Source organism: Mesorhizobium sp. P2_C5_2 (genome assembly GCF_056404535.1).
Map to the genome: position 1 here is coordinate 573805 of NZ_JBFUDV010000004.1, position 25065 is coordinate 598869.

Annotated in this window: 29 protein-coding genes and 1 pseudogene; 21 read left to right on the forward strand and 9 right to left on the reverse strand. The window is 62.1% G+C overall.

Going from position 1 to position 25065, the window contains the following annotated elements; all coding sequences use genetic code 11:
- Positions 1–33: 33 nt before the first annotated feature.
- From AC1D1B_RS18000 to AC1D1B_RS18030, 7 genes and pseudogenes are all read left to right on the forward strand, one after another.
- On the forward strand, positions 34–450 hold the full coding sequence (locus AC1D1B_RS18000) for a hypothetical protein (RefSeq protein WP_477333799.1): 417 nt from the start codon (positions 34–36) through the stop codon (positions 448–450).
- A 78-nt stretch (positions 451–528) separates the two neighbouring features.
- A complete protein-coding gene (locus AC1D1B_RS18005) occupies positions 529–1374 on the forward strand; it encodes a radical SAM protein (RefSeq protein WP_477333800.1) in 846 nt (281 codons plus the stop codon).
- Between the two features lie 70 nt (positions 1375–1444).
- Positions 1445–1732: an Asp-tRNA(Asn)/Glu-tRNA(Gln) amidotransferase subunit GatC gene (gatC, locus tag AC1D1B_RS18010; protein ID WP_477333801.1), complete on the forward strand. Its 288-nt coding sequence runs from the start codon at positions 1445–1447 to the stop codon at positions 1730–1732.
- A 7-nt stretch (positions 1733–1739) separates the two neighbouring features.
- Positions 1740–2195 (forward strand): GNAT family N-acetyltransferase, encoded by a 456-nt coding sequence (locus tag AC1D1B_RS18015; RefSeq protein ID WP_477333802.1) that lies wholly within the window; start codon positions 1740–1742, stop codon positions 2193–2195.
- Positions 2195–3760, forward strand: coding sequence for an amidase (locus AC1D1B_RS18020; protein ID WP_477333803.1), 1566 nt, complete (start codon positions 2195–2197; stop codon positions 3758–3760). Before AC1D1B_RS18015 ends, AC1D1B_RS18020 begins: the two co-directional genes overlap by 1 nt.
- Positions 3761–3854: 94 nt before the next feature.
- Positions 3855–4292 carry a hypothetical protein gene (locus AC1D1B_RS18025; protein WP_477333804.1) on the forward strand — a complete coding sequence of 146 codons (438 nt, stop codon included), beginning with the start codon at positions 3855–3857 and terminating at the stop codon, positions 4290–4292.
- 7 nt (positions 4293–4299) lie between these two features.
- Positions 4300–4969 (forward strand): annotated as a pseudogene (locus AC1D1B_RS18030) (YdcF family protein).
- Here the strand turns inward: AC1D1B_RS18030 and AC1D1B_RS18035 are convergent.
- Both AC1D1B_RS18035 and AC1D1B_RS18040 read right to left on the reverse strand, forming a co-directional pair.
- Positions 4918–5661 carry a DUF599 domain-containing protein gene (locus AC1D1B_RS18035; protein WP_477333805.1) on the reverse strand — a complete coding sequence of 248 codons (744 nt, stop codon included), beginning with the start codon at positions 5659–5661 and terminating at the stop codon, positions 4918–4920. The pseudogene AC1D1B_RS18030 and the gene AC1D1B_RS18035 sit on opposite strands and share 52 nt — an antisense overlap.
- Positions 5662–5705: 44 nt before the next feature.
- A complete protein-coding gene (locus AC1D1B_RS18040; protein WP_477333806.1) occupies positions 5706–6401 on the reverse strand; it encodes a cysteine hydrolase family protein in 696 nt (231 codons plus the stop codon).
- 209 nt (positions 6402–6610) lie between these two features.
- Between AC1D1B_RS18040 and AC1D1B_RS18045 the strand changes: the two genes are divergently transcribed.
- The 6 genes from AC1D1B_RS18045 (at position 6611) to AC1D1B_RS18070 (ending at position 10716) form a co-directional block, all read left to right on the forward strand.
- Positions 6611–8014: an L-serine ammonia-lyase gene (locus tag AC1D1B_RS18045; RefSeq protein ID WP_477333807.1), complete on the forward strand. Its 1404-nt coding sequence runs from the start codon at positions 6611–6613 to the stop codon at positions 8012–8014.
- A gap of 69 nt (positions 8015–8083) precedes the next feature.
- The gene (locus tag AC1D1B_RS18050; protein ID WP_477333808.1) at positions 8084–8338 is read left to right on the forward strand and encodes a type II toxin-antitoxin system HicA family toxin; all 255 of its coding nucleotides are present in this window, start codon (positions 8084–8086) and stop codon (positions 8336–8338) included.
- Complete coding sequence (locus AC1D1B_RS18055) at positions 8335–8673, forward strand: type II toxin-antitoxin system HicB family antitoxin (protein ID WP_477333809.1); 339 nt, start codon at positions 8335–8337, stop codon at positions 8671–8673. The genes AC1D1B_RS18050 and AC1D1B_RS18055 overlap by 4 nt, the downstream gene beginning before the upstream one ends.
- A 72-nt stretch (positions 8674–8745) precedes the next feature.
- Positions 8746–9183: a DUF1489 family protein gene (locus AC1D1B_RS18060; protein WP_477333810.1), complete on the forward strand. Its 438-nt coding sequence runs from the start codon at positions 8746–8748 to the stop codon at positions 9181–9183.
- A gap of 103 nt (positions 9184–9286) precedes the next feature.
- Positions 9287–10018 carry a vWA domain-containing protein gene (locus AC1D1B_RS18065; protein WP_477333811.1) on the forward strand — a complete coding sequence of 244 codons (732 nt, stop codon included), beginning with the start codon at positions 9287–9289 and terminating at the stop codon, positions 10016–10018.
- The gene (locus AC1D1B_RS18070) at positions 10018–10716 is read left to right on the forward strand and encodes a DnaJ domain-containing protein (RefSeq protein WP_477266698.1); all 699 of its coding nucleotides are present in this window, start codon (positions 10018–10020) and stop codon (positions 10714–10716) included. The genes AC1D1B_RS18065 and AC1D1B_RS18070 overlap by 1 nt, the downstream gene beginning before the upstream one ends.
- A 45-nt stretch (positions 10717–10761) precedes the next feature.
- Here AC1D1B_RS18070 and AC1D1B_RS18075 read toward each other — a convergent pair whose 3' ends face one another.
- Positions 10762–12141, reverse strand: a complete 1380-nt coding sequence (locus AC1D1B_RS18075; protein WP_477333812.1) for an SPOR domain-containing protein — start codon at positions 12139–12141, stop codon at positions 10762–10764.
- 342 nt (positions 12142–12483) lie between these two features.
- Between AC1D1B_RS18075 and AC1D1B_RS18080 the strand changes: the two genes are divergently transcribed.
- The 3 genes from AC1D1B_RS18080 (at position 12484) to clpA (ending at position 15891) form a co-directional block, all read left to right on the forward strand.
- Positions 12484–12813 (forward strand): phasin family protein, encoded by a 330-nt coding sequence (locus AC1D1B_RS18080; protein ID WP_112561625.1) that lies wholly within the window; start codon positions 12484–12486, stop codon positions 12811–12813.
- A 276-nt stretch (positions 12814–13089) separates the two neighbouring features.
- On the forward strand, positions 13090–13416 hold the full coding sequence (clpS, locus tag AC1D1B_RS18085) for an ATP-dependent Clp protease adapter ClpS (protein WP_023671012.1): 327 nt from the start codon (positions 13090–13092) through the stop codon (positions 13414–13416).
- A gap of 6 nt (positions 13417–13422) precedes the next feature.
- Entirely contained in the window at positions 13423–15891 is a 2469-nt protein-coding gene (gene clpA, locus AC1D1B_RS18090) for an ATP-dependent Clp protease ATP-binding subunit ClpA (RefSeq protein ID WP_477333813.1), read from the forward strand.
- 78 nt (positions 15892–15969) lie between these two features.
- Here clpA and AC1D1B_RS18095 read toward each other — a convergent pair whose 3' ends face one another.
- The 5 genes from AC1D1B_RS18095 to AC1D1B_RS18115 form a co-directional block, all read right to left on the reverse strand.
- On the reverse strand, positions 15970–17037 hold the full coding sequence (locus AC1D1B_RS18095; RefSeq protein ID WP_477333814.1) for a phosphatase PAP2 family protein: 1068 nt from the start codon (positions 17035–17037) through the stop codon (positions 15970–15972).
- Between the two features lie 146 nt (positions 17038–17183).
- Positions 17184–17612 carry an HIT family protein gene (locus tag AC1D1B_RS18100; RefSeq protein ID WP_477333815.1) on the reverse strand — a complete coding sequence of 143 codons (429 nt, stop codon included), beginning with the start codon at positions 17610–17612 and terminating at the stop codon, positions 17184–17186.
- Positions 17613–17734: 122 nt separating this feature from the next.
- On the reverse strand, positions 17735–18949 hold the full coding sequence (locus AC1D1B_RS18105; protein WP_477333816.1) for a GNAT family N-acetyltransferase: 1215 nt from the start codon (positions 18947–18949) through the stop codon (positions 17735–17737).
- Positions 18950–19004: 55 nt separating this feature from the next.
- A complete protein-coding gene (locus AC1D1B_RS18110) occupies positions 19005–19733 on the reverse strand; it encodes a glycerophosphodiester phosphodiesterase (protein ID WP_477333817.1) in 729 nt (242 codons plus the stop codon).
- Positions 19734–19747: 14 nt separating this feature from the next.
- A complete protein-coding gene (locus AC1D1B_RS18115; protein ID WP_181057063.1) occupies positions 19748–20212 on the reverse strand; it encodes a RidA family protein in 465 nt (154 codons plus the stop codon).
- A 139-nt stretch (positions 20213–20351) separates the two neighbouring features.
- Between AC1D1B_RS18115 and AC1D1B_RS18120 the strand changes: the two genes are divergently transcribed.
- The 5 genes from AC1D1B_RS18120 to tsf all read left to right on the forward strand — a co-directional run bounded on the left by AC1D1B_RS18120 (position 20352) and on the right by tsf (position 24071).
- Complete coding sequence (locus AC1D1B_RS18120; protein WP_477333818.1) at positions 20352–21182, forward strand: cell envelope integrity EipB family protein; 831 nt, start codon at positions 20352–20354, stop codon at positions 21180–21182.
- A 14-nt stretch (positions 21183–21196) separates the two neighbouring features.
- On the forward strand, positions 21197–21475 hold the full coding sequence (locus tag AC1D1B_RS18125; RefSeq protein WP_477333819.1) for a DUF4031 domain-containing protein: 279 nt from the start codon (positions 21197–21199) through the stop codon (positions 21473–21475).
- Positions 21472–22083: a LysE family translocator gene (locus tag AC1D1B_RS18130; protein ID WP_477333820.1), complete on the forward strand. Its 612-nt coding sequence runs from the start codon at positions 21472–21474 to the stop codon at positions 22081–22083. Before AC1D1B_RS18125 ends, AC1D1B_RS18130 begins: the two co-directional genes overlap by 4 nt.
- Before the next feature lie 176 nt (positions 22084–22259).
- Entirely contained in the window at positions 22260–23042 is a 783-nt protein-coding gene (gene rpsB / locus AC1D1B_RS18135) for a 30S ribosomal protein S2 (RefSeq protein WP_142865747.1), read from the forward strand.
- Between the two features lie 108 nt (positions 23043–23150).
- Entirely contained in the window at positions 23151–24071 is a 921-nt protein-coding gene (gene tsf / locus AC1D1B_RS18140) for a translation elongation factor Ts (RefSeq protein WP_181057059.1), read from the forward strand.
- 36 nt (positions 24072–24107) lie between these two features.
- Here the strand turns inward: tsf and AC1D1B_RS18145 are convergent, their stop codons facing one another.
- The gene (locus tag AC1D1B_RS18145; protein WP_477333821.1) at positions 24108–25034 is read right to left on the reverse strand and encodes a LysR family transcriptional regulator; all 927 of its coding nucleotides are present in this window, start codon (positions 25032–25034) and stop codon (positions 24108–24110) included.
- Between the last annotated feature and the right edge of the window lie 31 nt (positions 25035–25065).

Sequence of the window (25065 nt, forward strand, 5' to 3'; positions counted from 1 at the left end):
GGACGATCCCTTGTCGCAAAAGGGAATGAAATCATGGCCTTGAGAAGGACTCTTTGCGTGTCGATGCTGGTTGCGGCGTCGCCCGCATCGGCCGCCGAGGACTTCATCAAGGGCGTCTATCTCCAAACCCAGGAGCTTTGCGCGCAAGCCAAAAAGGACACGTTGCAGACCCTGATCGACGCCGGCAATGTCATCTTGTCGGCGGACGGCCTGCAAAGCGTCGAGTATAATTGCGAGTTCGTCCAGGTCACCAAGGCGACGCGCTCGCCGAGCTGGGCGGTCACCGCCATCTGCCAGGAGCCGGGCTTCCTCTTTCCCGACGTGCTTTCGATCACGCAGATGAACGCGACGCAAATCGACATCGTTTCGGTGCGCCCGACCGCCGACGAAGGCGAGCAGGCCGGCAATGGCGGCAGCTATTACCTTTGCGACGGCGTGTCCTTACCATAGGCAGAAATTTGCCGCCGGCGGCATGATGCACCGCACACATCCGCGTGCTAGCGTGATCCCATGGGGATGCTGAAACGGGTGAGATCGCTTCTGCGGGAAGAGCAGCCGGTGTTCCGGAAGCTTGAACTGCATGTCGCGCATGGCTGCAACCTGGCCTGCGAAAGCTGTTCGCACTATTCCAACCACTCTCATGCCGGCACGGTGTCGCTTGAGGATGCCGACCGCTGGATGGAGCTGTGGAGCCGGCGCGTCTCGGTCACCCGGTTTTCCCTGCTTGGCGGTGAGCCCACCATCCATCCGCAACTGCCGCAATTTGTCGGTCTGGTGCGGCGGCATTGGCCGCGCACGCAGATCGAGATCGTCTCGAACGGCTTCTTCCTGCATCGCCACCCGACACTGCCGGTCGTCCTTGCGGCGGATCCGGGCGCTCGCCTCGTCATCTCCGTGCATCATGATTCCGAGGAATACCGCGACCGGCTGAAACCGGTCTTCGCCTTGCTGGAACAATGGCGGCAGGAGCACGGTTTCGTCGCCAGGGTGCGTCCGGCGCACAAGAACTGGACCCGGCGCTACGAAGGTTTTGGCGACACTATGCTGCCCTACGAGGATGGCGACCCGCGCGCCAGCTGGGAGGCCTGTCCGGCCCGCCACTGCAAGCAGCTCCTCGATGGGCGCATCTGGAAATGCGCTGCATTGGCTTATTTGCCGATGCAGAAGGCAAAATACCGCCTTTCCGACAAATGGGATCGCTATCTCGCCTATCAGCCGCTCGACCCGGATTGCTCACGCGCTGAACTCGACGCTTTCGCCGCCCTCGAGGACGAAGCCGCATGCGGCATGTGTCCGGCCAAGGAGCGCTTGTTCGAATTGCCGCTTCCGTTGCGTCTGCCAAAGGCCCGGGCCAGCACCGCAGTACAGCCTTGAGCACGATCGATGTTGCGCGGCACGCGCCGCGCCGCTATAGCGCCATCTGGTTTTCCCAAAGGCTAAAGACATGTCCGTTGATCTGCAGACTGTGAAGCGCGTCGCGCGTCTCGCCCGCATTGCGGTGAGCGAGGAGGATGCCGAGCGCATGACCGGCGAGCTGAACGCCATTCTGGGCTTCGTCGAGCAGCTGAACGAGGTCGATGTCTCCGGCATCGAGCCGATGACCTCGGTGACGCCGATGGAGATGAAGAAGCGCCAAGACATCGTCACCGACGGCAACAGGGCCGCCGACATCGTCGCCAACGCGCCGGCCACCGACGAGAATTTCTTCCTCGTGCCGAAGGTCGTGGAGTAGCCGGCCGATGGCAATCGAGATCGCCATCGAAACGCCGCTGCAGGACGATGTCCGCGCTTTGGTCGAAGAGCTCAACGCGACGCTGCTCGAACTGACGCCGCCGGAGCATTGCTACCATCTGACTGTCGAGCAGATGGCGGGCGACGACACCACGGTCTTCATCGCCCGCGACGAAGGCCTTGCCATCGGCTGCGGCGCGCTGAAGCGCCATGATGCCAGCGTTGGCGAGGTCAAGCGTATGTATACGCGGCCCTCGCATCGCGGCCGCAAGATCGGCGCCAAGATCGTCGAGCAGGTCGAGACGCTGGCGCGCAGCGAAGGGCTGAAGCGTCTGGTGCTGGAAACCGGCGATCGTCATCCCGCTGCCTGGACCGTCTACGAACGCGCCGGCTTCTCGCGCTGCGGCCCTGTGCTGGATTATCCCGATTCCGAGTGGTCGGTGTTTTACGAAAAGAGCCTTTGATGAGCGAACTGACCCATCTGACGATTTCGCAAGCCCGCGCCAAGCTGCGCGGCAAGGAGATCTCCGCCGCCGAGATCACCGAGGCCTATCTCTCGGCAATAGAGCGCGCCAATCCTGTGTTGAATGCCTACATTGTCGTCACCGGCGACAAGGCGCGCGATATGGCCAAGGCTTCCGACGCCAGGCTGGCGAAGGGCGAGGGCGGTGCGCTGGAAGGCATCCCGCTCGGCATCAAGGACCTGTTCGGAACCGAAGGCGTCCACACCCAGGCCTGCAGCCATGTGCTCGACGGCTTCAAGCCGCGTTACGAATCGACCGTCACCGCCAATCTGTGGGCCGACGGCGCCGTCATGCTGGGCAAGCTCAACATGGATGAGTTCGCCATGGGCTCGTCCAACGAAACCTCCTACTACGGCCCGGTCGTCAATCCGTGGCGGCGCTCGCGCCTTGATACGGTGGTGATGCCGACCACGCATCAGGGCGATGGCGGTTTTGTTTCGGCCGGCGGCACCAAGACCGCGCGCACGCTGGACAACGCACAGCTGGTGCCCGGCGGCTCGTCGGGCGGCTCGGCTTCGGCCGTCTCGGCCTTCCTCTGCGCCGGTGCCACGGCCACCGACACCGGTGGCTCGATCCGCCAGCCCGCCGCCTTCACCGGTACGGTCGGCATCAAGCCGACCTATGGCCGCTGCTCGCGCTGGGGCATCGTCGCCTTCGCTTCGTCGCTTGATCAGGCCGGACCGATCGCCCGAGACGTGCGCGATGCGGCGATCCTGTTGAAGTCGATGGCTTCGGTCGATGCCAAGGACACCACGTCGGTCGATCGGCCGGTGCCGGACTATGAGGCGGCGATCGGCAAGCCGATCAAGGGCATGAAGGTCGGCATTCCCAGGGAATACCGCGTCGACGGCATGCCGGAAGAGATCGAGGCGCTGTGGCAGAAAGGCATTGCCTGGCTGAAGGATGCCGGCGCCGAGATCGTCGACATTTCATTGCCGCACACCAAATATGCTTTGCCGGCTTATTATATCGTCGCACCCGCCGAGGCGTCGTCCAACCTCGCGCGCTATGACGGCGTCCGTTACGGTCTGCGCGTGCCGGGCAAGGACATTGTCGACATGTATGAAAAGACCCGCGCCGCCGGTTTCGGCCGCGAGGTCAAGCGCCGCATCATGATCGGCACCTATGTGCTGTCTGCCGGCTACTATGACGCCTACTATCTGCAGGCACAGAAGGTGCGCAATCTGATCAAGCGTGACTTCGAGACCGTCTTTGCCGCCGGTGTCGACGTCATCCTGACGCCAGCGACGCCGTCCGCCGCCTTCGGCATCGCCGACGAGGACATGGCTGCCGACCCGGTGAAGATGTACCTCAACGACATTTTCACGGTCACCGTGAACATGGCCGGCCTGCCGGGCATTGCCGTGCCCGCTGGCCTCGACGCCAAGGGCCTGCCGCTCGGCCTGCAGCTGATCGGCCGTCCTTTCGACGAGGAAACCCTGTTCCAGACCGCCGCAATCATCGAGCACGCGGCGGGAACCTTCCAGCCGGAGAAATGGTGGTAGCATGCCGCCCCCGTCTCGCATTTCCATCGTCGAGACGGGAAACGAACTGCTGATCACGAACCCGCCCCGCACCTCGGATTTCAGGACAGGCTTTGTGCTGATCGGGGCAGCGATCGTTGCCTACACCGGCTACATGGGATTGACCGACACGTCGTCCGCAACGCTCACCACCGGCACTCTCGGCCTGCTGTCGTTCTTGGCGGTCATTGCCCTTTTCACCTATTTCCTCGGCAAGGACTTCATCTGGCTGGTCTTCGGCAAGGAAACCCTGCGGCTAACCGACGCCGCAGCCGTGCGCTCGGTGAGGAGTTCTTTGCGAAATCGTTCGTCATTGCCTTTGAAAGGGCACCTTAGGGTCGAAATCCTCGACCATACCTATCCAACCGATGAAGCCGGGTTGTCGGAAGTCATCAGCTTGACCAACGCCAGCGGCATCCTCGTTTTCGGCAGGGAGTTGAGCCGTTCCGAGGCGGAGGCGGTGGCGGATGCGGTCGAGCACTTTATCGGCAGTCGAAATTTGAGCTTGCGATAGGAAGCCAATGTTCTTCTATCTCTCCAAGATATTCTGGTTCTTCGTCCAGCCGCTCAATTTGGCGATCTTCCTGCTGCTGGCCGGCTTGCTCGCGGCGCCGTTCGGCCGGCGTCGGTTGGCCGCGACAGGCAGCGTGTTCGCCTTCCTGATTCTCGCACTGTCGGCCTGGACGTCGCTTGGCGCCATGATGCTCAATCCGCTCGAAGAGCGCTTCCCAAGGCCGCCGCTGCCGCAGAAGGTCGACGGCATTGTCGTGCTGGGCGGCGGTTTCGAGGGCGCCATCAATCTGGTGCGCGGCGGCTACGAGTTGAATTCCGGCGGCGACCGCATGGTTGAGACCGCGATCCTCGCCCGGCGCTTTCCCGAGGCGAAGGTGGTTATCTCGGGCGGTACCGGCGAACTGTTTGGTGACGCCGAAGCCCGGTGAGACCTGGCTGCTGGTGACCTCGGCCTTCCACATGCCGCGCGCCAAGGCGCTGTTCGACAAGGCCGGTTTTGCGACGGTTGCGTGGCCTGTCGACTACCGCACCTCGGGTAAGGAAGGCTTTGGCCTGTTCCGCGACAACGCACCCGATTCGCTGCAGACAACGACCATGGCGATCCGCGAATGGATCGGCCTTGCCGCCTATTGGTTGTCGGGCCGGATCGACCAGCTTTTCCCCGGACCAGGCGGCTGACCGATCACTGCTTGCCTGGCGGCGGAAAAGAACTGGCGCCGCACCAGCACCGCCAGAAGCAGCAGCGTCGACAGCACGAACACGATCGGGTCAACGAACCAGCCGAGATAGCCGATGGAGAAGAACACGGCGCGTAGGCCTGAATTGAAATGCTTGCCGGCCAGCATATTCATGCGCGCCGCGCGCCACACCGCCGTTTCGCTGACCGGATTGCGCGAGGCTTCGCCATGCGGGATCGGCACCGCGCCGATCAGGATCGTGCAGTAATTGAAGAGGCGGTAGGCCCAGCCGAACTTGAAGAAGGCGAAGGCCAGGATCAGCACCAGGCCGAAGACCTTGATCTGAAAGGCCGAGCGCGTCGAAGTCGCATTCAACGGCAGGTCATTCAGCACGGCAAGCACCTGGTCCGAGGCGCCGAGCAGCGCAAAGCAGCCGCCGAGCGCAATCAGCGAACTCGAGGCGAAGAAAGCGGTGCCTTGCTGCAGGCCGCTCATGATGGCGGTGTCGACGATGCGGATCTCGCGCTCGGCCATGGTGCGCATCCAGGCCTCGCGCTGCACATTCATGGCCATCGTCAGCGACACACGGCTGACCAGTCTGCCGTCGGACGCCAGCGTATGCAGCACCCATGCAAGGAGGAAGAAGGCCAGCGCCGCGAGATCGGCTGTCGACAGATGGAAGGAATCGCCCATGCGTCTCTTTTATCACAGGCCAGCCAACCGTTTCGACTGTTGGCTCAGGCCGGCAAAGGCGCGGCGGCTTCCATCTGCAACGCCTCGACGACGCTGTCAGTCCCGGTGATCCATCCGAGGGCGTGTTCGAAATTCCACAGCGTCGACTGGCGATTGAAATCGGGGCCAGAATGGTTCATCGCGTCCTCGACCAGGATCGGCCAGAATTCCAGCATGTAGGCGTCGCGCGCGGTGGCATCGACGCAGATGTTGGTGGCGACCCCGGTGAACAGCAGATTTCGGATCTTGCGGGCGCGCAGATACGATTCCAGGCCGGTGTTGCAAAAGCCGCTGTAGCGCGATTTGCGGATGATTTGATCGCCCGGTTCCGGCTTCAGCGCGTCGGCGATCTGCCAATCCCAGCTGTTGTCGATCAACAGTTTGCCGGCAAGTTCCGGACGCTCGCGCATCATGACCATTCCCAGTTCCTTGTGATGGTTCGGGGACGAAGGGTCTCCCGCATCGCTGAGATCGGGCTTGTACGACATCTGCAGGTAGATGACGCCGACGCCGGCCTCGCGTGCTGCCTTGAGCAGGCGCTTGCTGGCGTCGATTGCCGGTGCGGCGCCGGATATGTCGAAGCCAGCGAGGTCGAACATGCCGCCTTTCGAGGCAAAGGCATTCTGCATGTCCACTACGACGACGGCGGTCTCGGCAGGCGCGATGCGCACCGGCTGCGGCCTGGCATTCAACGTAAGCACGGCTCTCTCCCTCGGCAGACGAGAAACAACGCTGCGGCGCACCCCGGGGCGCACTGTTCAGGATAGCCGCGGCGTCATGGTCGAGCAATCAATGTCGCTGCCGGAGCAAACAAGGTCGGCGGGTGCAGCGCCGCATTTGTCAAAACAGCACAAACATCATGGAAAGTCCTATATGTAGGTCTTGATCTCATTCCCGGAGACGGCGCAGCGTGTTCCTTTCGGTTTTCGACCTGTTCAAGATCGGCATCGGACCGTCGAGTTCGCACACGATGGGGCCGATGACGGCGGCGCGGCGGTTTCTCGACGAGATCGCCGGAGATGAGTGGCCACGCCCGGCCGGCGTCAAGGTCGATCGCATTGGCGCCAGCCTGCACGGCTCGCTCGCGTATACCGGCATCGGCCATGGCTCGGACCGCGCCGTCATCCTTGGCCTTGCCGGCCTGACGCCGCAAACGGTCGATCCCGATCAGGCCGACGTCATTGCCACGCGCATCACCGCCGAGAAGCGGATTTCGCCGCCCGGCCATCCCGCCTACCGCTTCGATCCGGCAACGGATCTGGTGCTGGACAGGAAAACACCGCTCACCGGCCACGCCAACGGTATGGCGTTCTACGCCTATGATGCCGGCGACCGGCTGCTGCTCAAGCGCATCTATTATTCGATCGGCGGCGGCTTCGTCGTGTCCGAGGAAGAGCTGCAGCGGATGAAGGTGAAGGGTTCGGTGACCACCGAAGGCAAGAAAGTGCCTTATCCCTTCAAGAACGCTGTCGAGATGCTGAAGATGGCGGGCAAGAGCGGTCTGTCCATTGCTGATATGAAGCGCGTCAACGAAGAGACGCAAATGTCGGGCGAAGAGCTAGACAGCGGCCTCGATGCCATCTGGGGCGCCATGAAGGGCTGCATCGACCGCGGTCTGTCGCAGGACGGCATTATGCCTGGCGGGCTGAAAGTACGACGCCGTGCCCGCATGCTGCACGACAAGCTGCAGGAACAGTGGCAGCAGAACAAGCCAAACCCCTTGCTGGCCAATGACTGGCTGTCGATCTACGCCATGGCGGTGAACGAGGAGAACGCCGCCGGTGGCCGTGTTGTCACCGCACCGACCAACGGCGCGGCAGGCACGCTGCCGGCAGTCCTTCGCTACTGGCTGCATTTCCATCCCGAGGCTGACCAGCCGAGCATCCGCGACTTCCTGCTGACCGCCGCCGCCGTCGGCGGCATCATCAAGACCAACGCCTCGATCTCCGGCGCCGAAGTCGGCTGCCAGGGCGAGGTCGGTTCGGCCTCGGCAATGGCCGCGGCAGGGCTGTGCGCCGTCATGGGCGGCACGCCCGAGCAGGTCGAAAACGCCGCCGAGATCGCGCTCGAACACCATCTCGGTATGACTTGCGATCCTGTCGGTGGCCTGGTCCAGGTGCCTTGCATCGAGCGCAATGCGCTCGGCGCCGTCAAGGCGGTGACCGCCGCGTCGCTGGCCATCAAGGGCGATGGCGTCCACTTCGTGCCGCTCGACGCGGCCATCGAAACCATGCGCCAGACCGGCCTCGACATGAACGAGAAGTACAAGGAAACCAGCCTGGGCGGGCTGGCCGTCAATGTCGTCGAATGTTGAAGGCGGGCTCAGGCCATTTTTTCCATTGAATCCTTGCGAAATGATACCATTTAGTGGTACTAGATTGGCATGAAGCGTAAGCACCAAGCGACGCTGGTCCAGATTTTCGCGCGTCCCGTAAGCGGCACAGTCCGATGGTCGGAAATTGAGGCTCTGTTCGTGGCCTTGGGTGCCGAGGTGAGTGAGCGCGAAGGATCACGCGTCGGTGTGTTTCTGTTCGGGGAGGTTCGTGTCTTTCATCGACCACATCCAACACCGGACACGGACAAAGGTGCAGTGTCGAGCATCAGGAAATGGCTGGAAAGCCATGGAGTGAGACCATGAAAAACATCATAGAGATCGACGGTCACAAGGCGCTGGTGTCTTTCGATCCGGAGATCGAAATGCTCAGGGGCGAATTTCTGGGGCTGGCCGGGGGCGCAGATTTCTACGCCAAGGACGTCCAGCAACTCCATGTGGAGGGTGCGAAATCCCTGGAGGTGTTCCTCACCCTGTGCAGGGAGAAGAACATCGAGCCTTTCCGTGAATTCTCCGGCCGCTTCAATTTGAGGCTAGAACCCAGTGTGCATGAAGCGGCTGCGACCGCAGCGGCGGCGGAGAACAAGAGCCTCAACGAATGGGTTGCGGAAGCCATCAAAACAGCGGCTCAAGCTTCGTGAGCTGACGGGCTCTGCCTGTGCAAAACCTTCCAAAGCGTTGAAGGCTCGGCGTGCAGCCGCTAGATTGCCGCCATGGCACTCAATCTCCTAAAACTGTGCGTCGGTTGCGACAGCGTCGAGGATCTCGAAGAGTGGATCGCCTTTCGCCTCGACGAGCGACGCCGCGCCGGCGAACCGGCCGAACACTGGCACACCACCCGCATGGTGCCGACGCGCGGTGCCGAGGTCACCGATGGCGGCTCGCTCTACTGGGTGATCAAAGGTAGCGTCCAGTGCCGTCAGCTGATCACCGAAATCCGCCCTTTCACCGACGATGAAGGAATCGGCCGTTGCCGCCTGATGCTCGGCCTAGAAGTCGTGCGCACCGACTGGCAGCCACGTCGTGCCTTCCAGGGCTGGCGATACCTGAAACCATCGGATGCGCCCGCCGATATCGGCAAGGGCAAGGCCGGAATGGTCGAGATGCCGCCGAAATTGAAGCGCGAACTCGCCGATCTCGGTCTGCTCTAGCGCCAGGGCTGGGCGTCGCCTCACCCGCGGGCCGATCGCTGGCCCTTCATCTTGTCCAAAGCTGGACTTGCAAGCGGCCCCGCAACGCCACATCTTGAATTTCATGAGCGACAAGAAGCAGCCCGTGCCCGCGAGGGCCAGTCCTGCGCCGGTCAAGCCTCAATCCAATGCCGGCGAGATCGACGCCTTTATCCGTCAGGCACGGACGCTTGCGGCGTCAGCGACCGGCTCCGGGCGGCTGATCCTTGCGCTCGACGCGACGATGAGCCGCCAGCCGACCTGGGATCTCGCCACCAAGCTGCAGGGCGAAATGTTCGATGCCGTCGGCAAGGCCGGAACCCTCAGTGTCCAACTCGTCTATTTTCGCGGTCTGGGTGAGTGCCGGTCATCCGCGTTTGTCGCCGACACCAATGCCTTGAAGCAGTTGATGACGCGGATCGATTGCCGCGCCGGTCACACCCAGATCGGCAAGGTGTTGGCACATGCGCTGAAGGAAACGGCGACAGCCAAGGTCAATGCCTTGGTCTATATCGGCGACGCCATGGAAGAGGATATCGACGACCTGGCGCAGAAGGCCGGCAGCCTCGGCCTGCACGGCGTTCCCGTCTTCGTCTTCCAGGAAGGTCATGATTCCGGCGCAGAAGAGGCGTTCAAGGAGATCGCGCGGCTGTCCAAAGGGGCTTGGTTCCGATTTGACCGGCGGGCTGCCGCGACCCTGGCCGGACTGCTTTCAGCCGTCGCCGTCTATGCGACCGGCGGCTTGAAGGCGCTTGAGGCGAGGGGCAGGCCGGAAGACCGGCTGATGATCGAGCATCTCAAGGGCGGCGGGAATTGATGGGCGCAATCATTGCACTTGTTGCACTGCTTCTGGTGCTGCTTGGCGCGGCGACGATCTTCGTCCGCGCCGATCCGCAAAAACTGGCAAGCGGCATGCGCACGCTCGGGCCGGTGCTTCTGGCGCTGGTCGGTCTTGCCGTGCTGGTGGTCGGGCGCGAAGGCATTGCCGGCCTCATCCTGGCCGCGGCCCTTGCCTGGTATGGTTCGGTGCGAATGAAGCGACCCACGGTCGGGCTGGCGCCCGGCAAGCGCTCGACGGTGCGCACCGCTGCACTGGAAATGGAGCTTGATCACGATACGGGCGGGCTTGAAGGCCTGGTTCTGGCCGGCCGCCATGAAGGCAAGATGTTGGGCGCTATGGGCCTGGCCGAACTGCAGCAGCTTTACCGCGAACTCCCCGGCGACCCGGAGAGCCGCCAGCTCCTAGAGACGTATCTTGACGGCCGTTTTCCCGTCTGGCGCAAAGACGCTGAGGCGAACGGTGGCGAAGGGCTGGGTGTTGCGCCAGGTGCGGGCGCCATGACTAAGGAGGAGGCCTACAAGGTCCTTGGTCTTGAAGCGGGGGCCGCCGCGGCGGATGTCCGCAAGGCGCACCGCCGCCTGATGCAGCGCCTGCACCCCGACATCGGCGGCACGTCTTTCCTGGCGGCGCGGATCAACGAAGCCAAGGACGTCTTGCTCTCCAATCACAACTAACTCCTTCGACGCAGTAAATTTCCGGGAGGTGGTTTCGAAGCCGCCCTATTGCTGGACGGCGTAGCAGGCGATCTTCTTCTTCTTCAAAGCGTTGCAGGCATTCCAGGCCGCGTCCTTCGAGCCGAAGCCACCGAATCGGGCTCGGTAGTAGGTCTCGCCATCCTTGTCGAAGGCGACGGTGAAGCCGGCGGCATCCGCGAGGACTTTGGGCGCCTGCTTGGCGGTCTTGTCGAGGAATGCCTGGGCTTCGGACTGCTTGGGCGAAGACGCCACCTGCACCGCCCAACCCGACGGCACCGAGGCCGTGTTGACCGGGTCGACCGCCTGAGGGGATGCTGGCGTGGGTTCGGCGTAGGCGGCAACCATTTGCGCCGTTTCTACCTTGGGCGCCGTTACGATGACGGTCTTGACCTTCCTGGTCTTGACGACGGGCGCGGGTTCTTCGACCGCGGCCACCGTCTGTTCGTCGCCAGACTGCTCGTCGGCAGATGTCGGATCGTCGTTGGACGCCACGGCATCGTCTTCCATCACCGGCTTGTCGTCCGGCGTCGGCGCGTCGTGCTTGGGCAGGAAGACCTTGGCCAGCGCCTTGATCGGATTGTCACCGCCTGCCTTGGCGACCAGGGCGCCGCCACCGCGGGTCGATGCGCGCGGCATGTAGGCGTTGATCAGCCCGGCCATCTGGTTGTCGCGGCTGCGGCCCGAAGTGCCGCCCATGACGACGGCGACAAGGCGGCGGTTGCCGTCGGAAACCGACGAGACGAGGTTGAAGCCGGAGGCGCGGGTGTAACCGGTCTTGATGCCGTCGACGCCTTTGATGCGGCCGAGCAGGCGGTTGTGGCCATTGATGCGCTGGCGCCCATAGAGGAAGGAGCGCTGCGAGAAGTAGCCGTAATACTGCGGATAATGTTCCCTGAGCGCGATGCCGAGCATCGCCATGTCGTGGGCGGTGGTGAACTGGCCGGGATCGGGCAGGCCGTTGGCATTGCGAAACACCGTGCCGTCCATGCCGAGCTGCCGAGCCTTGGCGGTCATCATGCGGGCGAAATTGCTTTCGTTCCCGCCGAGCAGTTCGCCGAGCGCGGTCGCTGAATCATTGGCCGACTTGGTCACCATCGACAGGATGGCGGTCTCGACCGAAACCGCTCCGCCGGCCTTGACGCCGAGCTTGGTCGGCGGCTCGGCCGCTGCCTTGGCCGAAAACGGCACCGGCGTGTTCTTGCTGATCCTGCCCTTCGCCATGGCCTCGAAGGTCAAATAGAGCGTCATCATCTTGGTCAGTGACGCCGGGTAGCGCCGGCCGTTGGCATCGGACGAATAAAGCACCTTGCCGGTCTTGGCATCGACGACGATCGCCGACGACCTGGCGGCCATCGACGATGCGGCACCCCCAACGACGAATGACATCGCCAAAGCGAGGATCATGATCGTTTTGAGGGGAGATACGGATTTTGAACCGAAGACCGACAACGCCTGACGCACTGATAGTTCCTTTGAAACTCATTGCCCCGGAGGCGGCAAAGGGATCCGACCTCACTTGTCGTCAAACTATCGCGGCCTGCGTTACCAATCCGTTTATGGTAACCAGCGCGTTCACCATTTTCCTCGGGCTTGAGCCTTTCTTTATTCGAATTTTAGCCGTTTGCCGGCGCAGCGCGGCTCGATGCCGCGGAAATCTTGACTTTTGTGCAGCGCACAATATATTCTCCTGCATTGCACAACTGCGCTCAGGCAAGGGCGCTTTAAAACCGCCAAGGGAAACGTGAAATGACCCAGACCTATGAGGACTTCTCGAAATACGGCAAAGAGTTTGCCGACACCGGACTGAAGAGCTTCGCTTCGCTCTCCAAGGGCGCGCAGGCGATCGCCACCGAAGCTGGCGAATACACCAAGAAGAGCTTCGAAGCCGGCAGCGCCGCGGTCGAAAAGCTGATCTCCGCCAAGTCGCTGGAGAAGGCGATCGAGATCCAGTCCGATTTCGCCAAGCAGAGCTATGAGAGCTTCGTTGCCGAGGCGACCAAGTTCGGCGATCTCTATGCCGAGCTCGCTAAGGAAGCCTACAAGCCCTTCGAATCGATTGTCGCCAAGGCGAAGTAATTTCGCTCGAAAATACCAGGCACGGCCTTTCGGGCTTGCAAAACAGACCCGGTCGCGGATGCGCGGCCGGGTTTTTTCATGCCGGTTTCAATTCCGGGGCTTTGGCGGTTCACGATTTTGAAAATCGCCTGGGTTTGCCCACCTAGCCATATTGTCAGCTAACAAGAAGGGCTTAAAATCGTCCATCGAACACCTACATGTCGAACTCGCATGGGGATTCGAAAGAGGCAGGATTACGTGACTTCAGGTTTGACTGCCACGACAAGCGTGGTGCGGATGCAAAGTGACGGCGACGGCAATGAGGCCGGTCGCGGCACGGCCGTCATTACGCGCACGAAAACCAAGACCAAGAAGCCCAGCCTTTACCGGGTCCTTATCCTCAACGACGACTACACGCCTATGGAGTTCGTGGTTCACGTCCTGGAGCGTTTTTTTCAAAAGGACCGCGAAGCCGCCACACGCATCATGCTTCATGTTCACAATCATGGAGTGGGCGAGTGCGGGGTCTATACATTCGAGGTGGCCGAGACCAAAGTGTCCCAGGTCATGGATTTCGCCCGACAGAATCAGCATCCGCTGCAATGCGTGATGGAGAAGAAGTGAGGTAACATGCCGGCTTTCTCCCAAGGCCTGGAAAAGGCGCTTCACCAGGCGCTGACGCTCGCCAATGAGCGGCACCATGAATATGCAACCCTTGAACATCTGCTGCTCGCGCTCATCGACGACACCGAGGCGGCCGCCGTCATGCGCGCCTGCAACGTCGATCTCGACGAGCTGAAGCACACTGTTCTCACATATATCGACACCGAGCTCGACAACCTCGTCACCGGTTACGATGAGGATTCCAAGCCGACCGCTGGCTTCCAGCGCGTCATCCAGCGCGCCGTGATCCATGTGCAGTCATCCGGCCGCGAGGAAGTGTCCGGCGCCAACGTGCTGGTCGCCATATTCGCCGAGCGCGAGAGCCACGCCGCCTATTTCCTGCAGGAACAGCAGATGACCCGCTACGACGCGGTCAACTACATCTCGCACGGCATCGCCAAGCGCCCGGGCGCATCGGAGACGCGCTCGCCGCGCGGCGCCGATGACGAGCAGGGCGGCCAGAACGGCGCCGAGCCGCAGGAGGAAGGCGGCAAGAAGAAGCAGCAGCAGGATGCGCTGACGGCTTATTGCGTCAACCTCAACAACAAGGCCAAGGCCGGCAAGATCGATCCGCTGATCGGCCGCGAGAGCGAGATCAACCGCACCATTCAGGTGCTGTGCCGCCGCTCCAAGAACAACCCGCTCTATGTCGGCGATCCCGGCGTCGGCAAGACGGCGATTGCCGAAGGCCTGGCCAAGCGCATCGTCGAAGGCGACGTTCCCGAAGTTCTGCAGGACGCCACCATCTTCGCGCTCGACATGGGTACGCTGCTTGCCGGCACCCGCTATCGCGGCGATTTCGAAGAGCGGCTGAAGCAGGTCGTCAAGGAGCTCGAGGATTATCCGGGCGCCGTGCTGTTCATCGACGAGATCCACACCGTCATCGGTGCCGGCGCCACCTCGGGCGGCGCCATGGATGCGTCGAACCTGTTGAAGCCGGCGCTGTCTTCGGGCGCCATCCGCTGCATCGGCTCGACCACCTACAAGGAATTCCGCCAGTTCTTCGAGAAGGACCGTGCTTTGGTGCGGCGCTTCCAGAAGATCGACGTCAACGAGCCGACCATCGAGGATGCAATCGAGATCATGAAGGGCCTGAAGCCCTATTATGAGGAATTCCACAAGGTGAAGTTCACCAACGAGGCGATCAAGGCCTCGGTGGAACTGTCGGCGCGCTACATTAACGACCGCAAGCTGCCGGACAAGGCGATCGACGTGATCGACGAGACCGGCGCTTCGCAGATGCTGGTGCCGGAAGCCAAGCGCAAGAAGACGATCGGCATCAAGGAGATCGAAGCCACTATCGCCACCATGGCCCGCATCCCGCCGAAGACGGTTTCGGCCGACGACGAGAAGGTGCTGCAGGGCCTCGACATCGAGCTGAAGCGCGTCGTCTACGGCCAGGACACGGCAATCAGCGCGCTGACCTCGGCGATCAAGCTGGCCCGTGCCGGCTTGCGCGAACCGGAAAAGCCGATCGGCTCTTACCTGTTCTCGGGTCCGACCGGCGTCGGCAAGACCGAAGTCGCCAAGCAATTGGCTGCCTCGCTCGGCGTCGAGCTGATCCGCTTCGACATGTCGGAATATATGGAACGCCACACCGTTTCGCGGCTGATCGGCGCGCCTCCCGGCTATGTCGGCTTCGACCAGGGCGGCCTGTTGACCGATGGCGTCGACCAGCATCCGCATTGCGTGCTGCTGCTCGACGAGGTCGAGAAGGCGCATCCGGACCTGTTCAACATCCTGTTGCAGGTCATGGACCACGGCAAGCTGACCGACCACAACGGCAAGCAGATCGACTTCCGCAATGTCATCCTGATCATGACCACCAATGCGGGCGCTTCCGATGCGCAGCGCGCTGCGATCGGTTTCGGGTCGACCAAGCGCGAAGGCGACGATGTCGAGGCGATCAACCGGCTGTTCACGCCGGAATTCCGCAACCGTCTCGATGCGATCATCCCGTTCGGCTCGCTGCCGATCCCGGTCATCCATCAGGTGGTGCAGAAGTTCGTCATGCAGCTCGAGGCCCAGCTCTCCGAACGTGGCGTCACCTTCGACCTGTCGCCGGATGCGATCGCCTGGCTCGCCGACAAGGGCTATGATGAGCGCATGGGTGCGCGGCCGCTTGGCCGGGTCATCCAGGAGCATATCAAGAAGCCTTTGGCCGACGAGGTGCTGTTCGGCAAGCTCAAGAAGGGCGGCACGGTGCGCGTCACCGTCGAGAAGAAGGAAACCGGCGAAACCGGCCTGAAACTCGAATCGCTGGCCGACGAAGCGCCGGTGCAGCCGAAGCAGGAGCCGGAAGAGGCGCCGAAAGCCACTCGCAAGGCGGTTGCCAAGAAGCCCGTCGCCAAGAAGGCGGTGGCGCAAAAGCCTGAGCCCAAGGGCAAGGACGGCGGCAAGCGCAGCCTGGTGCCGCAACTGCCACGCAAGGGCTAAAAAGTTCGCCAATGAAAAGGCCCCGGTGACGGGGCCTTTTTTCATGGCTGGCCGATTTGCCGAAACAGCACTTTCAGGTCAGGCGGCGACGCCGTCGGGTGCGAAGCGAGCCAGGAAAAGACCGCACGCCTTCCAGATGGCGATCGAGATCAGCACGCTCGCATAGCCATCCACGGCATAGTGCCAGCCAAGGACGACGGAGCCGACCATGATGATTGCAGCGAATGTCCACATCAACAGACCAGCCAGCCGAGAGCGGCGTGTTGCATAAAGCGCGAAAAGCACCGCCATCGCCACATGCATGGACGGGAAAGCGGATATACCAAGACTGCCTGGGGTCGCCCCGATATAGCCGCTCCACAAAATGTCCTGCGTGCTGAGCGCCCAGATCGGATAGGATCGATTGGCAGCAGTGAGTGCTTGCATCAGGGAATGATAGTCGCTGCCGAGCCCCAGCCGCTCGTAAAAGCACGGCCCTGCCGAAGACAGGCCCATCGCCAGGAAGAACCCCGCCAGTATCCACACAAGCATGAAGCTCATCAGGAACTGGTGGCGCAGCTTCGTGTCGTTGCGCGTGATGCAAGCGATGAAGACCGAGGCGATGAGGACGACGAACCAGGAATTGTAGGACAGGTTGAATAGTCTGACCGCAAGCGGCGACTGGACGATAAACCATAGCCATTCATGGGGAGCTCGACCGAAATGCAGCGCCCGGTCGGCCTGAGCCAATGCGTGGTCCCATGCGAATGGCGAAAGGATCGCAACCGCCCCTTTCAACACACCGAAAGCGGATATGAGCGCGATGCTCGCAGCCAGACCATTGAGGCTGTTGGCGTTGCGCTCGGCGTTGCCGAAGAAGCTCGCCATCGATCGCAGAAAAGTGCCGAGCGGTTCAGGATCCCGCTTGACGAGCGCAAGGTGAAAAAAGCTGCCGAGTGCGAAGGCACAGCCGCCTATCCAGAAAGCGAAGAGAAGGTATTGGGCATAGTCAACCAGAACGCTGAAATCCGGCATATTTCCGGTACGCAGGCCGACCGCGGCTGCCAAAAGCAAGGCAGCGATGGCCATCACGTGCAGTAGCCGGTGTCGCCGGTATGCGTCCGCCAGGATGCTCAGAAAGACCCGCCCGGCAATTGCCTTTGCCAACGGTTCTGATGTCGCAACCGAATTTCCCACGATTTTTGAAAACCCAAACGCACCACGGTACGGCAAGTTACCATGGCGTGGTTTGATACTTTCCTAACCGACGCGGTGGAATGTGCCTAAGCGCATCGCCTTGAGGCACACCAGCTTCAACCGTTCAGCACTGCCCGGATCTTGCCCGCGTTCTCAGCCAGCACTTCGGGCTTCTCCATCTGTCCCGTATGCGGCTTCAGCACGATGCCTTCGAACCGCGGGATGACATGGACATGCAGGTGATAGACGGTCTGGCCGGAGGCCGGTTCGTTGAACTGCAGGATGGTGACGCCGTCGGCGCCGAAAGCCTTTTTGACCGCCATTGCAACCTTCTGGACGACCGTGAACAGCGGGCCGAGCGTCGCCGGATCGGCATCGAGCAGGTTGCGCGACGGCGCCTTCGGCACAACCAGCGTGTGCCCGGGCCCTTGCGGCATCACATCCATGAAGACGACCACCGCGTCATCCTCGTAGACACGGTGCGAGGGGATTTCGCCACGCAGGATCTTTGCGAAGATATTGCTGGGGTCGTAAGTCTCGGTCATGGCGACGCTCCGGGAGTATGCTCCCGGTGTAGCGAAGCTGCCCCGGACCGACAAGCCAGGTCAGGCGAGATCGACCATTCCCCCGTCAATCGGAGCAAACTGGGGCGAGGAGGCGGTGGCGGCTATTCCTCAAGATCCTTGCGGAACGGCGTATGCTCTTCCAGAATTTCGCCCATCCGCTCGACCTCGCGCCGTTCGCGCCGGAGATAGTCGGCCACCGCATTGCGCAGGCCGGGATGTGCGATGTAGTGCGCCGAATGCATGGTCACGGGACGATAGCCGCGCGCCAGCTTGTGCTCGCCTTGTGCGCCCGCCTCGACCACCTTCAGCTTGCGCTCGATGGCGAAGTCGATGGCCTGGTGGTAGCAGACTTCGAAATGCAGGAACGGGTGGTCCTCAATGCAACCCCAGTTGCGCCCGTAGAGTGCATCGGAGCCGATGAAGTTGATGGCGCCGGCGATATAGCGGCCATTGCGCTTGGCCATCACCAGCAGGATGTCGTCGGCCATGCGCTCGCCGATCAGCGAGAAGAATTTGCGGTTGAGATAGGGCCGGCCCCATTTGCGGCTGCCGGTGTCCATGTAGAAGGCGAAGAAATCGTCCCAGGCCTTTTCGGTCAGGTCCTTGCCGGTCAGCCGGTCGATCGAGATATCGTTTGCGAGCGCCTCGCGGCGCTCCTTCTTCATCGCCTTGCGCTTGCGCGACGCCAGCGTGGCGAGGAAATCGTCATAGGTCGAAAAGCCTTCGTTGAAGAAATGGAACTGCTGGTCGGTGCGGTGCAGGAAGCCCGATGCTTCGAGCGTTGCAACGTCGCTCTCCTGCGCGAAGGTGACATGCGCTGAGGACACACCGAGCTTTTCCGTCACCGCCTTCAGGCCCGCCGCGAGACCCACCTTCACTGTGGCATCGTCCTCGCCCCTGCTGACCAGCAGGCGAGGGCCGGTGACCGGGGAGAATGGCACGGCGCATTGCAGTTTCGGATAGTAGTTGCCGCCGGCACGCTCGAACGCATCCGACCAGCCGTGATCGAAGACATATTCGCCCTGGCTGTGCGACTTGAGATAGCAGGGCACCGCGCCGAGCAATCGGCCTTCTGCGTTCTCCAGCCGGAGGTGATGGCCCTGCCAGCCGGTGCGCCGCACGGCGCAGCCGGAATCCTCAAGCGCGCTCAGAAAAGCGTATGAAACGAGAGGGTTATAGCCGTTTTCTGTGTCGCCGCGCGTGGTGCCGGCAAAGCCGTTCCACTCGTCGCAGGTGAAGGCATTGATGCCAGCAGCGACGCGGATGGAAAACTCCGCATTCGCCGTTTGTCCGTCGCCTTCATCACCCTGATCCATGAGACTTATTTAAGCTCTGTCGGGGCCGCTACAAGTCACGTTTCAGACACTCCCGTCAGGCGACTTTGACCAGATCGGGTTCAAACCCTTCGAACGTCATCTGGTCAGCATATTTGAAAGTGAGATCGACCGCCGGCTGGTCATGCACCGTCCAGGTGATCACAGGCATTTTCAGCTTTTCGCGCACGAAGCTGACGAACGGGTTCGGCAGGTCGCCCGCCGCATAGGAGGTGAAGGCGAGGTCGTGCGCCAGCATGGCGAAATGCGCCTCGATCAGCCTGATATCCTTGCCATAGGCCGTCAACCCGCCCGGAATGCCCGGCGCGTCCTTGGGGAAATCACGGACCAGCCAATGGTCGAACGACATGATCGCCGCCTTGCCCTTGTAGCGCTTCAACATCTTGCCGACGCTGGCCACCAGCCCCTCGTCATAGCCGGGCATGCCCTTCAGCTCGACAACCATCGGCACGCGGCCCGCGACCAGGTCGAGCGCTTCCTGCAGCGTTGGCACATGGTCCTTGGTGCCGCCGATCCTGAGTGCCGCCAGTTCCACCGCCGTACGCTGCCAGACGAAGCCGTCCTGGCCGGTGAGCCGCTTGAGGTCGCCGTCATGCATGATGACGGGGACGCGATCGGACGATAAATGCACGTCGCATTCGATCGCATAGCCGCGCTCGGCGGCCGCAGTGAAGGCCGACAGCGTGTTCTCCCAGCGCGTCTTGTTCATATCGTGGAAGCCGCGATGGGCGACGGGCCGCTCGGTCAGCCAGGAAAGATCGGTCATAGCTCAGTCCCTGCTTATGCGACTTCGAAGACGGCTTCGATTTCCACTGCGGCATTAAGCGGCAGCGACGCGGTACCGACGGCTGATCGGGCATGCTTGCCGCGTTCGCCAAGGACGGCGACCAGGAAATCGGAGGCGCCGTTGGCGACCAGATGCTGCTCGACGAAATCCGGTACCGAGGCAACGAACACGGTGATCTTGACCAGACGCTGGATCTTTTCGAGATCGCCAAGCGCTGCCTTGGCCTGCGCCAGAATATTGATTGCGCAGTATTTTGCGCCTTCCTTGCCGGTTGCCGTGTCGACGTCGCGGCCGAGCAGTCCGCTTGCCTGCAGCTTGCCGTCCTTGAGCGGCAGTTGCCCGGCGGTGAACAAAAGATTGCCGGACCTGCAATAGGGCACATAGTTGGCGGCGGGCGCTGCGGCGGCCGGTAACGTCACACCGAGATCGCTTAGCCGCTTTTCGATTGTTTCACTCATGGTATTTCCCTATTGCTTGGAGACGCCGCGCTGGCAGGGGCCGAAATTGCTATTTTTGCCTCGCTTCCGCCATGACTTTTTTTAAGCTGGACCATCTTTCCCTGCGGCCTGCCATCAGCCGCGACGATCGGAGCCCCCTATGCGCGCAACGCGCCTTGCCTTCCACGCCGTTCTTGTCCCAGCGCTGTTTTCGATGGCTCCCGCCTTTGCCGTGCCGGCGCTGCAGGCGCATCGCGCCGTCTACGATCTTACCCTCAGCAAGGCGTCGGACCGCTCGGGGATCACCGGCATTTCCGGCCGCATGGTCTATGAGTTCAACGGCTCACCCTGCGAGGGGTATACGGTAAAATTCCGTTTCGTCACCCAGATCGTCACCGGTGACAACACCAGGCTGACCGACCAGCAGACGACCACTTTCGAGGACGCCGAAGGCAAGACCTTTTCATTCGTGACCAAATCCTTTGTCGACCAGAATCTCGACAAGGAGGTCAAGGGGACCGCCACGAAAGAGACCAAGGGCCTCAAGGTCGACATCGACAAGCCCGAGAAGAACAGCCTGGAACTTGCCGCCACGCAGTTCCCGACACAGCACCTGGTCGAACTGATCGGCAAGGCCGAAAAAGGCGAGAACTTCTACGAAACCAGCCTGTTCGACGGTTCGGAAGATGCCAACAAGGTGATGACCACCACCGTTATCGTCGGCAAGAAGGCCGAGGGCGACAAGGCCGACCCCGAAGCGCCGGCGCTGGCAAAGCTCGCCGGCGACAAATACTGGCCGGTCGACATCGCCTATTTCGACGCGACCGACAAATCGGGCGAAGAGGTGCCGGAATACCGCATCAGCTTCAAGCTGCACGAGAACGGCATCACCCGCGACCTCACCATGGATTATGGCGAGTTCTCGATGACCGGCAAGCTGGTCAACCTGTCGCTGTTCGACCAGACCAAGCCTTGCCCGGTCTCGAAATAGCAACAGCAGGCTTGATGGCGGTTTATGTCGATGCGGCGATCTGGAAGTGGGCCGGCCATCGCTGGTGCCACCTGATGGCCGACGATACGGACGAACTGCATCGTTTCGCCGGCGAGCTTGGCGTCAAGCGCTCGTCCTACCAGGGGCCGCCCAAGACATCGGCGCCTCACTATGACATAACCGGCTTCGAGCGCGACCGCGCGGTGCGGCTCGGCGCAATCGAATGCAGCCGCGAGGAGATCGTCGCGATCTTCCGGCGCGTGCGGGTACCCAACGGAAAGGGCCGATCGTGACAGTAACGGCATTCCTGGCTTATTGCCTTGCCATCACCCTTGCCGCCGCGACGCCGGGTCCGGCGATGTTCACGGTGATTACCAACGGCGTGTCGCGCGGCTTCCTGCGTGCGTTCGTCGCCGGAATTGGCATCGCCGCCGGCGATGCCGTGCTGGTCACCCTGGCACTGCTCGGACTGGTGGCGCTGGCCCAGACCTTCGAATGGGTGTTTCTCCTATTGAAATATGCTGGTGCGGCCTACCTGATCTTTCTCGGCGTCAAGATGTGGCGGGCCGCCGCCGCGCAGTCGGCCGTGCAGGGGATGCCTCAAACCGGATTGTCGCGGTCGTTCCTGCTCGGCGCGTCCGTGGCGCTGGGCAACCCGAAGGCGATCCTGTTTCATGCCTCGATCATGCCACTGATCCTCAACCTGAATACCATGACGTTTGCCGATGGCCTGCTGGTGGTCGCTGTGGTCGTTAGCGTCAACATTGTCACCATGGGCGTCTATGCGGCGCTGGCGGGCCGGGCGTCCGGCTGGTTCAGGACGCCCAAACGCATGCGGCTGATGAACAGGTTTGCCGGCAGCGCCATGATCGGCACCGGAGCGCTGATTGCCGCACGCTGAGCGGTAACGCGCCTCACCGCTTGCGTTTGCGGCACTTCCCCTCTATATGCGCGCTCATTCCACACACGGACTTTGGTGTCTGCCCGGGAGAAATCCGGCTGAAACCTCCGGTGGCGTTCGAGGACAAAGTCCAAAAATGCCTGTGTCCGTGGAGGCTAACCGGAAAGGAACTTTGAATGGCACTGCCTGATTTCAGCATGCGCCAGCTTTTGGAAGCTGGCATTCACTTCGGCCACCAGACCCACCGCTGGAACCCGAAAATGGCGCCCTACATCTACGGCGCCCGCAACAACATCCACATCATCGACCTCTCGCAGACGGTGCCTTTGCTGCACCAGGCGTTGAAGCAGGTTTCCGACACCGTTGCCAAGGGCGGTCGCGTGCTGTTCGTCGGCACCAAGCGCCAGGCGTCGGACATCGTCGCTGACGCGGCGCAGCGTTCGGCCCAGTACTACGTCAACTCGCGTTGGCTCGGCGGCATGCTGACCAACTGGAAGACGATCTCGAACTCGATCCAGCGCCTGCGCAAGCTCGACGAGATGCTGGCCGGCGAGGCCCAGGGCCTGACCAAGAAGGAACGCCTCAACCTCGACCGCGAGCGCGAGAAGCTCGACAAGGCGCTGGGCGGCATCAAGGACATGGGCTCGACGCCCGACCTGATGTTCGTCATCGACACCAACAAGGAAGCGATCGCCATCCTCGAGGCCAAGCGCCTCGGCATCCCGGTCGTTGCCATCATCGATTCGAACTGCGACCCGGACAAGATCGACTTCCCGATCCCCGGCAATGACGACGCGGCCCGCGCCATCCAGCTCTATTGCGATCTGATCGCCAAGGCTGCCATCGACGGCATCGCACGCCAGCAGGGCGCGCTCGGCGTCGACATCGGCGCCTCGGTCGAAGCTCCGGTCGAACCGGCGCTGGATCCGACCCCGGCGGCCGAGACCCCGGAAGCCTGATAGCGGAGGCCGGCCCCGGCCTTCATCTTTCTAATATTTTGGCACGCTAAACGGACGCATCACCGAGTACCGGTGGTGCGTCGGTGCATTTAAAACAAAGAGGCGACAATGAGCATTTCGGCTGCACAGGTCAAAGAACTCCGCGACTTGACGGGCGCGGGCATGATGGACTGCAAAGCGGCATTGACCGAGACCAACGGCAATATGGAAGAGGCCGTTGACTGGCTGCGCAAGAAGGGCATCTCCAAGGCCGACAAGAAGGCCGGCCGCACCGCTGCCGAAGGCCTGATCGGTGTCGACAATGGTGTGCGCGAGGCTGCTGTCGTCGAAGTCAATTCCGAGACCGACTTCGTCGCCCGCAACGCGGCTTTCCAGGAAATCGTCGCCAACGTCGCCAAGGTGGCGCTCGCCTATGGCACGACAGAGGCTGTGGCTGCCGCAAAATATCCGGGTTCGGACAAGTCGGTTGCTGACACCATCAAGGACGCCGTCGGCACAATCGGTGAGAACATGGGCTTCCGCCGCTCGGCCAAGCTGACCGTTCCGCACGGCGCAGTCGCGACCTATGTCCATAACGCGGTTGCCGATGGCCTTGGCAAGCTCGGCGTGCTGGTTGCGATCGAAACCACGGGCAACGAGCATGCCGCCAACGCTTTTGGCCGTCAGGTCGCCATGCATGTCGCCGCCACCAACCCGATGGCACTGACGGCCGAGCAGATCGATCCGGCTGCGGTCGAGCGCGAGAAGGCGATCTTCTCCGATCAGGCACGCCAGTCCGGCAAGCCGGAAGCGATCATCGAAAAGATGGTCGAGGGCCGCCTGCGCAAGTTCTACGAGGAAGTCGTGCTCTTGAAGCAGGCTTTCGTGCTCAATCCCGACATCACCGTCGAGAAGGCGCTGAAGGATGCCGAGAAGGAAATCGGCGCCCCGGCCAAGATCTCCGCCTATCTGCGCTTTGCGCTCGGCGAAGGCATCGAAAAGGAAGAGACCGATTTCGCGGCGGAAGTCGCGGCTGCGGTGAAGAAATAATCCTTGGAAATAGTCCCTGAAAAGGGGCTTCTCAGCTCAGGCAACTCGGCCGGGTGTCCGCAAGGATGCTCGGCCGATTTCTTGTGCAGTGTCGATGAAGGCCCTGAGCTTCGGCGCCATTGACGCCCGGCGCGGGAAGTAAAGGAAGAGGCCGGGCTCTTCGATCGCCGTTTGCGGCAGGATCTGAACGAGACGGCCAGCGGCCAAGTCCGCGCGCACCAGCGGCTCGAACACATAGGTCAGCCCGACGCCGGCAAGCGCAAGGTCGATCGCGGCGAGCGAATCCGTAACCATGACAGTGCCCTTCGTCTCGACCACGACATCCTTGCCATCCTCGGTCAGGTCCCAGCGGTAGAGTGCACCGGAGCGGACGAGCCGGTAGCCGATGCAATTGTGATTGGCGAGATCGGACACGCTGCGCGCGCGGCCATGCCGGCCGACATAGGCGGGAGAGGCAACGATGACAGCCTTGAACGGCGGCGTCAGCCGGACCGTGACCATGTCCTGCGCGATCATCTCGCCCAGCCGGATGCCGGCGTCGAAACCTTCGCCGACAATATCGATCAGCCCCTGGTCGGTGAGCAATTCGACCGTCACATCCGGATAGCGCTCCGCCATCGCCGCGACCACAGGCGTGACGGCAAGTGGAACCGCGATGTTGGGAACGTTGAGCCTGAGCAGGCCTGAAGGCCGGCCCTTGATGGCGCGGATGCGATCCATCCGCTCGGCAATGTCCTGAAGGGCAGGGGCCGCCGTCTCCACCAGCGCCTTGCCGGCTTCCGTCAATGAGACGCTGCGCGTCGTGCGCGCGAACAGCGGCTGGCCGATGCGCTCCTCCACGAGGCGCACGGCGTGGCTGACCGCGGACGGACTCATGCCGAGTTCGGCAGCGGCAAGCGCGAAGCCGCCGCGTCGGGCAACGGCAATGACAACAGGCAGATGGCTGAGCAGGTCGCGATCCATTCATGCATGATATCGCATAGTCCATGCAGAT

What these genes read in the sequence shown, in the direction of transcription:
- AC1D1B_RS18000 (WP_477333799.1), top strand. Translation starts at nt 34, where the DNA reads ATGGCCTTGAGAAGGACTCTTTGCGTGTCGATGCTGGTTGCGGCGTCG.
- gatC (WP_477333801.1), top strand. Translation starts at nt 1,445, where the DNA reads ATGTCCGTTGATCTGCAGACTGTGAAGCGCGTCGCGCGTCTCGCCCGC.
- AC1D1B_RS18015 (WP_477333802.1), top strand. Translation starts at nt 1,740, where the DNA reads ATGGCAATCGAGATCGCCATCGAAACGCCGCTGCAGGACGATGTCCGC.
- AC1D1B_RS18020 (WP_477333803.1), top strand. Translation starts at nt 2,195, where the DNA reads ATGAGCGAACTGACCCATCTGACGATTTCGCAAGCCCGCGCCAAGCTG.
- AC1D1B_RS18035 (WP_477333805.1), bottom strand. Translation starts at nt 5,661, where the DNA reads ATGGGCGATTCCTTCCATCTGTCGACAGCCGATCTCGCGGCGCTGGCC.
- AC1D1B_RS18050 (WP_477333808.1), top strand. Translation starts at nt 8,084, where the DNA reads ATGAAGCGTAAGCACCAAGCGACGCTGGTCCAGATTTTCGCGCGTCCC.
- AC1D1B_RS18055 (WP_477333809.1), top strand. Translation starts at nt 8,335, where the DNA reads ATGAAAAACATCATAGAGATCGACGGTCACAAGGCGCTGGTGTCTTTC.
- AC1D1B_RS18060 (WP_477333810.1), top strand. Translation starts at nt 8,746, where the DNA reads ATGGCACTCAATCTCCTAAAACTGTGCGTCGGTTGCGACAGCGTCGAG.
- AC1D1B_RS18065 (WP_477333811.1), top strand. Translation starts at nt 9,287, where the DNA reads ATGAGCGACAAGAAGCAGCCCGTGCCCGCGAGGGCCAGTCCTGCGCCG.
- AC1D1B_RS18070 (WP_477266698.1), top strand. Translation starts at nt 10,018, where the DNA reads ATGGGCGCAATCATTGCACTTGTTGCACTGCTTCTGGTGCTGCTTGGC.
- AC1D1B_RS18075 (WP_477333812.1), bottom strand. Translation starts at nt 12,141, where the DNA reads ATGATCCTCGCTTTGGCGATGTCATTCGTCGTTGGGGGTGCCGCATCG.
- AC1D1B_RS18080 (WP_112561625.1), top strand. Translation starts at nt 12,484, where the DNA reads ATGACCCAGACCTATGAGGACTTCTCGAAATACGGCAAAGAGTTTGCC.
- clpS (WP_023671012.1), top strand. Translation starts at nt 13,090, where the DNA reads ATGCAAAGTGACGGCGACGGCAATGAGGCCGGTCGCGGCACGGCCGTC.
- clpA (WP_477333813.1), top strand. Translation starts at nt 13,423, where the DNA reads ATGCCGGCTTTCTCCCAAGGCCTGGAAAAGGCGCTTCACCAGGCGCTG.
- AC1D1B_RS18100 (WP_477333815.1), bottom strand. Translation starts at nt 17,612, where the DNA reads ATGACCGAGACTTACGACCCCAGCAATATCTTCGCAAAGATCCTGCGT.
- AC1D1B_RS18105 (WP_477333816.1), bottom strand. Translation starts at nt 18,949, where the DNA reads ATGGATCAGGGTGATGAAGGCGACGGACAAACGGCGAATGCGGAGTTT.
- AC1D1B_RS18110 (WP_477333817.1), bottom strand. Translation starts at nt 19,733, where the DNA reads ATGACCGATCTTTCCTGGCTGACCGAGCGGCCCGTCGCCCATCGCGGC.
- AC1D1B_RS18115 (WP_181057063.1), bottom strand. Translation starts at nt 20,212, where the DNA reads ATGAGTGAAACAATCGAAAAGCGGCTAAGCGATCTCGGTGTGACGTTA.
- AC1D1B_RS18120 (WP_477333818.1), top strand. Translation starts at nt 20,352, where the DNA reads ATGCGCGCAACGCGCCTTGCCTTCCACGCCGTTCTTGTCCCAGCGCTG.
- AC1D1B_RS18125 (WP_477333819.1), top strand. Translation starts at nt 21,197, where the DNA reads ATGGCGGTTTATGTCGATGCGGCGATCTGGAAGTGGGCCGGCCATCGC.
- rpsB (WP_142865747.1), top strand. Translation starts at nt 22,260, where the DNA reads ATGGCACTGCCTGATTTCAGCATGCGCCAGCTTTTGGAAGCTGGCATT.
- tsf (WP_181057059.1), top strand. Translation starts at nt 23,151, where the DNA reads ATGAGCATTTCGGCTGCACAGGTCAAAGAACTCCGCGACTTGACGGGC.
- AC1D1B_RS18145 (WP_477333821.1), bottom strand. Translation starts at nt 25,034, where the DNA reads ATGGATCGCGACCTGCTCAGCCATCTGCCTGTTGTCATTGCCGTTGCC.